Genomic DNA, 6,474 nt, shown 5'->3' on the forward strand with positions numbered 1-6,474 from the left:
CGGGGGCGCCGCGGGCGCCGCGCTCGGGGTGATCGGGATGCGCGAGCGGATCGGCTTGGTCGGCGGCCCCCTGGACGCGGGCCCGCGTCCCGGCGGCGGCTTCCGGATCAGCGCACTGCTCCCGCTCAAGAAGAAATGACGACGAGGTCGAGGTAACTGATGTCCATCCGAGTGATGCTGGTCGACGACCAGGTGCTGCTGCGCACGGGCTTCCGCATGGTGCTCGCCGCCCAGCCGGACATGGAGGTCGTCGCCGAGGCCGGCGACGGCCTGGAGGCGCTGGAGGTGCTGCGGTCCACGAAGGTGGACGTGGTGCTGATGGACGTCCGCATGCCCAAGCTCGACGGGGTCGAGGCCACGCGCCGGATCTGCGAGCGGGACGAGCACCCCGACGTGATCATCCTGACCACCTTCGACCTGGACGAGTACGCCTTCTCGGGCCTGAAGGCGGGCGCGAGCGGCTTCATGCTGAAGGACGTGCCGCCGGCGGAGCTGCTGGCCGCGATCCGCTCGGTGCACAGCGGTGACGCGGTGGTGGCCCCGTCCACGACGCGGCGCCTGCTGGACCGCTTCGCGCCGATGCTGCCGACGAACACGCAGGAGCCGCAGAACAAGGAGATCGAGCGGCTGACGGAGCGCGAGCGCGAGGTCATGCTGCTGGTCGCCCAGGGCCTGTCGAACGGCGAGATCGCCGGCCGCCTGGTCCTGTCCGAGGCCACCGTGAAGACGCACGTGGGCCGCATCCTGACCAAGCTGAACCTGCGCGACCGCGTCCAGGTGGTCGTCCTCGCGTACGAGACGGGCCTGGTGCGCGCCGGCGGCGCGTGACCGGCCCCCTGCCACCACCACCCGTCCCGTCGTCCCGTCCCGGCCGCCCGTCAGGTCATCCAGCGGTCCGGGCGGGCGTCCGCGCGCGAGGTGCGGGAGCGGGCCGCCTGGGCGTCCAGCAGGCCGACGGCCTCGTCCGCGGACCGCAGGCGGGCCGTGACCGTGCCGTTGGCCCCCGTGTCCACGTGGACGTCGGCGACGCCCCGGGCCCGCTCCCACGGGCCCTGCGTGAGCCGGACGCTCTGCACCTTGGCGTGCGGGACGATCTCCGTACGGCGGCACAGCAGCCCCTTGCGGGCGGCGAACACGTCCGGGGAGACGGCCAGGGCGTAGCCCCTCCACCACAGCGGCACCACCCACCGCGACCCGGTCTTCGGCGACCGGTCGAAGACCAGCCCGGCCAGGTCCACGCCCGGCAGCACCCGGGCGACGAGCGCATCGGCGGCGGCCCGCGAGGCGACCGGGACCAGGACCCCGTTCTTCGAGCCGGCCACCGCCAGCTCCACCCGCACCCAGCCCCGGCGCCGCCACAGCAGCGGCTCCACGATCCGTACGGTCTGCACCCGCCCCGGCGGCACGGTCTCGTGCGCCCGGTCCAGCAGCCCGTGGTCGAGCCGCAGCCCGTCCGGGGACTCGGCGACCCGCCAGTCGAACTCGGTGAGGAAACGGCCGGCCGTACCCGACCAGACCCCGCCCAGCATGGGCAGCAGGGTCGCGATCGTCGCCCAGGGGTTTCCGCTGAACCACCACACGGCGACGGGGACGATCAGCCCGGCGGCGAGCGCCGCCCACGCCGACAGGGTGAGCAGCAGCGACACCACCAGATCGGCGGGCCGCACCCGCAGCAGCTCGCGCTGCGGGGCCTCGCCGAGCGTGACGGCCTCGGCGGGCGCGAACCCGGCCGCCCGGGCCAGCAGCTCGGCGCGCAGCGCGACGGCATCGCGCTCGTCGAGGAAGGCCAGCTCGTCCTTGTCCTCGGTGCCGATCACGTCGATCCGCAGCTTGGCGACCCCGGCCACCCGGGCGAGCAGCGGCCGGGTCACGTCGATCGCCTGGATCCGGTCGAGCCGGATGTGCGCGGTGCGCCGGAAGAACAGCCCGCTGCGGATGCGCAGCTCGGTGTCGGTCACCGCGTAGTGGGTGAACCACCAGCTCAGGAACCCGTACACGCCGAACACCACGACCAGGCCCGCCAGTGCCAGGGTCCGCAGGGTCACGGACAGCGCGCTCGCCCACTGCTCGACCTCGTCGCCCTGTTTGACGACGACGCCGACGGTCGCGGCGATCGGCACCCAGGCCCGGCGCAGCGGCGTGAGCAGGTGCAGCCGGCGCTCGGCGCCGGGCAGAACCGCGGCGCCGGGGCCGGCGCCGGGGCCGGCTCCGGTGTCGGCTGCGGCTTTCGCCCCGGCTTCGGCTCCGGATCCGGCGGTCACAGGCCCGCCGACCTTGCCTCGCCGAGCTCCGTCAGCCGGTCCCGCAGCCGCTCCGCCTCTGCCGGGACCAGCCCCGGGATCTTGGCGTCCGAGGCGGCGGCCGCCGTGTGCAGCTGTACGGAGGCCAGCCCGAAGCGCCGCTCCAGCGGCCCCGAGGTCACCTCGACCAGCTGCATCCGCCCGTACGGGACCACCGTCTGCTCCCGCCACAGCACCCCGCGGCTGATCAGCAGGTCGTCCGCGCGCTCGGCGTAGCGCCAGGACCGCCAGTTGCGGCCGAGCAGCACCCAGCCCCAGGCCGGCAGCACCAGCCAGAACGCCCCCGCGGCCGCCCAGGCCGGGCCGGCCGTCAGCCCCAGCAGCAGCGCCGTCCCCGCGGCGAGCGGCACCGTCCAGATCACCAGCAGCAGCCGCCGCAGGGCGAGCAGCCCGCCCGGCAGCCCCACCCAGTCGGGCCGGCCCGCCCCACCCGTCGTCCCCGTTTCCATGGGTTCAGAGTAGGGGGCCGACGCGCCACCCCCCACGGCTGAGAGAATGCGGCCATGACGGAGACCACGGTCGGCATCGGCGGTGCGGCGGAGAGCACCGACATGGTGCTCAACATCGGACCCCAGCACCCTTCCACCCACGGCGTGCTGCGCCTGCGGCTCGTCCTGGACGGCGAGCGGATCGTCAGCGCCGAACCGGTCGTCGGCTACATGCACCGCGGCGCCGAGAAGCTCTTCGAGGCGCGCGACTACCGGCAGATCGTGATGCTCGCGAACCGCCACGACTGGCTGTCCGCGTTCTCCAACGAGCTCGGCGTGGTCATGGCCGTCGAGCGGATGCTCGGCATGGAGGTCCCCGAGCGGGCCGTGTGGATGCGGACCCTGCTCGCCGAGCTGAACCGGGTGCTGAACCACCTGATGTTCCTCGGCTCCTACCCCCTCGAACTGGGCGGGATCACCCCGATCTTCCACGCGTTCCGCGAGCGCGAGGAGCTCCAGGCCGTCATGGAGGAGATCTCCGGCGGCCGCATGCACTACATGTTCAACCGGGTCGGCGGCCTCAAGGAGGACCTCCCCGCCGGCTGGCTCGGCCGGACGCGCGCCGCGATCGCCGACGTCCGCACCCGGATGGACGTCTACGACAAGCTGGTCCACGGCAACGAGATCTTCCGCGGCCGCACCCGCGGGGTGGGCGTGCTGTCCGCCGAGGCGGTGCACGCGTACGGGGTCTCCGGGCCGATCGCCCGCGCCTCCGGCGTCGACTTCGACCTGCGCCGCGACGAGCCGTACCTGGCGTACGGGGAGCTCCAGGACGTCCTGAAGGTGGTCACCCGCACCGAGGGCGACTGCCTGGCCCGCTTCGAATGCCTGCTCGACCAGACGCACAACGCGCTCGACCTGGCCGTGGCCTGCCTGGACCGGATGGACGAGCTGCCGCCCGGGCCGATCAACCAGCGCCTCCCGAAGGTGCTGAAGGCGCCCGAGGGGGCCACGTACGCCTGGACCGAGAACCCGCTCGGCATCAACGGCTACTACCTCGTCTCCAAGGGCGAGAAGACCCCGTACCGGCTGAAGCTGCGCTCCGCCTCGTACAACAACATCCAGGCGCTGTCGGTGCTGCTGCCCGGGCAGCTGGTCGCGGACATGGTGGCGATCCTGGGTTCGCTGTTCTTCGTCGTGGGCGATATCGACAAGTGACAAGTCGCGGGAACTCGCGGGATTCCGCGGGGGGTTTGTGCCTAGGCTGCGGGGATGACCCCAGGCACGTACGACGGCTACCTGCGGCGGCTCGGCTTCCCGCGGCCGCCGCGGCCCACCGCTGAGGCCCTCTTCGCGCTCCAGCGCGCCCATCTCGAACGCATTCCGTACGAGAACCTCGACATCCAGCTCGGCCGGCCGCCCGGCATCGACCCCGCCCTGTCCGTACGCCGCTTCGCCGCCGGGCAGGGCGGGTACTGCTTCCACCTCAACGGCGCCTTCGCGCAGCTCCTGGAACACCTCGGCTTCGCGGTGACCCGGCACCTCGGCGGCGTCCTCGGCGCGGCGGACCGCGAGCGCCGCGACGTCAGCGGCGACCACCTCGCGCTGACGGTCCGGGTCGACGGCGAGGAGTACTTCGTCGACGCGGGGCTCGGCGACGGCCCGTACGAACCGCTGCCGCTGCGCGCGGGAACGCACCGGCAGGGCGGGTTCACGTACGAGCTGGGCCCGCTGGAGGGGGACGGGCCCGGCTGGAGGTACGTCAACGAGGCGGCTCCCTGCCCGGTGGTGAACATCCTCTCGGCGCCCGCGACGACGGCCGACTTCGAGGCCACGCACGTCCGGCTGTCGACCGCGCCGGACTCGGGCTTCGTACGGACCCTCGCACTGCTGCGGCGCGACGCGGAGGGCGTCGACGCGCTGCGCGGGCGGGTGCTGAGCCGGATCGACCCGGTGAAGGGGACGACCGAGCGGGTCCTGGAGACGCCCGGGGAGTTCTGGGCGGTGGTGGGCGGGCTCTTCGAGCGGGAGCTCGGCGATCTGACGCCCGGGGACCGGGTGCGGCTGTGGGACCGGGTGTGCGCGGCCCACGCGGTGTGGCTGGCCGGCCGGACGGAGACGGCGGCGGCGTCCGGGAGCTGAGGCCGGAGACGGCACGGGCAGGCGGACAGGCAGACAGGCGGACAGACAGGCTGGCGTGAGGCTGGCAGGCAGGCGGGGCAGGGCGGCGCGAGGCCGGCAGGCAGGACAGGGCGGCGCGAGGCCGGCAGACAGGCGGGCCGGGCGGGCGGGGCAGGGCGGCGCGAGGCCGGCAGGCGGGGCAGGGCGGCGCGAGGCAGGCAGACAGGCGGGCCGGGCGGCGCGAGGCCGGCAGACAGGCGGGCCGGGCGGGCGGTGGCGATGTCGGTGCGGGAGTGCAGACTTGGGGCATGTCCCACTCCCCCCGACGGGCCTGTCCCGCATGCGGGCGCGACTGCGCCGTGACCGCCGGCCGGATCGCCCGCCACGACCCGCCCGCCGGGCGGGGCCGCGGCGACCTGGTGTCCTGCCCCGGATCCCGCGCCCGGGTGGTGCTCGGGGCGTCGGCGCCCGCACTGGACGGTTTCGTCCTGCCGGAACTGCCGGGGCAGCTCCCGCTGTTCTGAGCCTGAGTAGGACGGGGCCGCGGGTCTGAGTACCCGCGCGGATGCCCCGTACCCGGCGGCGCGGACACGATGGCGGCATGTCCTGGAACCCGCAGACCGACCTGCCCGCGCCCGCCCCGCAGGCCGGGACCGCCGTCCGGCGCACCCGGCGCCGCGCCGGGATCGCCGCCCTGCTGCTGCCGCCCGCCCTGGTCGGCGCGACGGCCCTGCTGCTGTCCACGGAGCAGGGCAGCCGCTGCCTGGTGATGGGCGGCTGCCGGCCCTTCCCCGGGGAGCTGTTCCTGACGCTGCTCGGTGCCGTCGTGGCGGCCTTCGTGGTGGTGCAGGCCGCGCCCCACCGCCTTGCGAAGGGTGCCTTCGCGGCCCAGCTGGCCCTGGAGGCACTGGCCGTGCTGGCGGTCCTGGCCTACGGGTGAGCCCCGCCGCTGCGCGGCTAGGAGATGGCGGTGCGCAGGCGGACGACGTCGATCGGCTCGGTCTCGTCGTGTGCCGTCAGGTCGATGACCTGGCCGACCGCACGCTGCTCGGGGGTGGCGGGCTTGAAGCCCTGCTCCTTGGCCGGCTGCTCGGCGCCGGCCTGGGCCGACTCCGCCTTGTGCACCGCGAGGGCCTCCGCGCCGACCACGTCGGCGAGGTCCTCGTTCTGCACGGACTCGATCGCCGCGCGGGCCTGGGCGGCGTTCTTGGTGCCGAAGAAGTCGAAGCCGCCCTCGACGCGGGACGCCGAGCGGCGCGAGGCCGAGTACGGCGCGACCGCCGCGGCGGGCCGGCGCGCCGGGACCGCCGCCGGGGCGCCCGTGCCGGAGCCCGTACGGCCGTGCGGGTCGCCGGCCGGTGCCCCGGACTCCAGCGCCCTGGGTTCGGCGCCCTTGCCCTCCAGCACCTTCGGCCGGGCCGGCTGCGCCTCCGCCTTGCGGACGAGGGCCGCCATGGCCGCGTGGGCCCGGGCGTAGCCGACGCTGGTCGGCGCGCCGCTCGACGTGCGCTCCTCGGACACCGGCGGGAGTTCCTTCGCCGCCGACGGGGCCGCGGAGGCCTCGATGGCGAGCAGAATGAGGAAATCAAGGGCGCTGGCCCGTTAGGTATATGAGTTTGTGTATC

General features: G+C 74.5%; 8 protein-coding genes and 1 pseudogene. 6 read left to right on the top strand and 3 right to left on the bottom strand.

Translation table 11 applies throughout. The features are described 5' to 3' along the window. Positions 1 to 139 (top strand): annotated as a pseudogene (locus ACFXA3_RS31305) (sensor histidine kinase); the annotation flags it as partial. Positions 140 to 159: 20 nt separating this feature from the next. Further along, positions 160 to 828 carry a response regulator gene (locus ACFXA3_RS31310; RefSeq protein ID WP_385192199.1) on the top strand — a complete coding sequence of 223 codons (669 nt, stop codon included), beginning with the start codon at positions 160 to 162 and terminating at the stop codon, positions 826 to 828. A 50-nt stretch (positions 829 to 878) separates the two neighbouring features. On the opposite strand, the gene ACFXA3_RS31315 is transcribed toward ACFXA3_RS31310, so the two are convergent. After that, the gene (locus ACFXA3_RS31315) at positions 879 to 2,261 is read right to left on the bottom strand and encodes a PH domain-containing protein (protein WP_385192201.1); all 1,383 of its coding nucleotides are present in this window, start codon (positions 2,259 to 2,261) and stop codon (positions 879 to 881) included. After that, positions 2,258 to 2,749 (bottom strand): PH domain-containing protein, encoded by a 492-nt coding sequence (locus tag ACFXA3_RS31320; RefSeq protein ID WP_385192204.1) that lies wholly within the window; start codon positions 2,747 to 2,749, stop codon positions 2,258 to 2,260. Before ACFXA3_RS31320 ends, ACFXA3_RS31315 begins: the two co-directional genes overlap by 4 nt. Before the next feature lie 54 nt (positions 2,750 to 2,803). Between ACFXA3_RS31320 and ACFXA3_RS31325 the strand changes: the two genes are divergently transcribed. From ACFXA3_RS31325 to ACFXA3_RS31340, 4 genes are all read left to right on the top strand, one after another. Next, on the top strand, positions 2,804 to 3,946 hold the full coding sequence (locus ACFXA3_RS31325; RefSeq protein WP_385192206.1) for an NADH-quinone oxidoreductase subunit D: 1,143 nt from the start codon (positions 2,804 to 2,806) through the stop codon (positions 3,944 to 3,946). Between the two features lie 54 nt (positions 3,947 to 4,000). Further along, a complete protein-coding gene (locus tag ACFXA3_RS31330; protein WP_385192209.1) occupies positions 4,001 to 4,870 on the top strand; it encodes an arylamine N-acetyltransferase in 870 nt (289 codons plus the stop codon). 287 nt (positions 4,871 to 5,157) lie between these two features. Then, positions 5,158 to 5,373 carry a hypothetical protein gene (locus tag ACFXA3_RS31335; protein WP_385192211.1) on the top strand — a complete coding sequence of 72 codons (216 nt, stop codon included), beginning with the start codon at positions 5,158 to 5,160 and terminating at the stop codon, positions 5,371 to 5,373. Positions 5,374 to 5,450: 77 nt separating this feature from the next. After that, positions 5,451 to 5,789 carry a hypothetical protein gene (locus ACFXA3_RS31340; RefSeq protein WP_385192213.1) on the top strand — a complete coding sequence of 113 codons (339 nt, stop codon included), beginning with the start codon at positions 5,451 to 5,453 and terminating at the stop codon, positions 5,787 to 5,789. A gap of 17 nt (positions 5,790 to 5,806) precedes the next feature. On the opposite strand, the gene ACFXA3_RS31345 is transcribed toward ACFXA3_RS31340, so the two are convergent. Then, on the bottom strand, positions 5,807 to 6,370 hold the full coding sequence (locus ACFXA3_RS31345; protein WP_385192215.1) for a hypothetical protein: 564 nt from the start codon (positions 6,368 to 6,370) through the stop codon (positions 5,807 to 5,809). Positions 6,371 to 6,474 lie beyond the last annotated feature (104 nt).

Origin of the sequence: Streptomyces sp. NPDC059456 (genome assembly GCF_042750055.1) — a bacterium.
Lineage (GTDB): Bacteria > Actinomycetota > Actinomycetes > Streptomycetales > Streptomycetaceae > Streptomyces.

Bases quoted from the DNA above. Each gene is read 5' to 3' on its own strand.
- ACFXA3_RS31325 (WP_385192206.1), top strand. From the start codon at position 2,804: ATGACGGAGACCACGGTCGGCATCGGCGGTGCGGCGGAGAGCACCGAC.
- ACFXA3_RS31335 (WP_385192211.1), top strand. From the start codon at position 5,158: ATGTCCCACTCCCCCCGACGGGCCTGTCCCGCATGCGGGCGCGACTGC.
- ACFXA3_RS31320 (WP_385192204.1), bottom strand. From the start codon at position 2,749: ATGGAAACGGGGACGACGGGTGGGGCGGGCCGGCCCGACTGGGTGGGG.
- ACFXA3_RS31330 (WP_385192209.1), top strand. From the start codon at position 4,001: ATGACCCCAGGCACGTACGACGGCTACCTGCGGCGGCTCGGCTTCCCG.
- ACFXA3_RS31310 (WP_385192199.1), top strand. From the start codon at position 160: ATGTCCATCCGAGTGATGCTGGTCGACGACCAGGTGCTGCTGCGCACG.
- ACFXA3_RS31340 (WP_385192213.1), top strand. From the start codon at position 5,451: ATGTCCTGGAACCCGCAGACCGACCTGCCCGCGCCCGCCCCGCAGGCC.